The organism is Vibrio sp. SCP2, assembly GCF_059295395.1.
Genome location: NZ_JCAFVV010000054.1, coordinates 1 through 220, shown reverse-complemented (window position 1 = coordinate 220; position 220 = coordinate 1). Strand labels below are relative to the sequence as shown.

The 220-nt window shown below is 48.6% G+C and carries 1 tRNA gene; it reads right to left on the bottom strand.

Annotated features, from left to right (window positions below):
* Window positions 1–112: 112 nt before the first annotated feature.
* Window positions 113–187 (bottom strand) — tRNA-Gln (locus AC5O63_RS22530).
* Window positions 188–220 lie beyond the last annotated feature (33 nt).

The following is a 220-nucleotide window of genomic DNA, read 5'->3' as shown; positions in this document are numbered from 1 at the left end:
TCTCACACCTTGCGGCGCCAGAACCTAAATCTGGTGCGTCTACCAATTCCGCCACTTCCGCATCAATTTTGTGTTCATCCCGCTAATTGGTAAAAGCGTAATGAAGTTGTAATGGCAGGTCTACCTGGATTCGAACCAGGGAATGGCGGCATCAAAAGCCGCTGCCTTACCGCTTGGCGATAGACCTGCAGTGCTCTAACTAAAGAGACTTCAAATAATG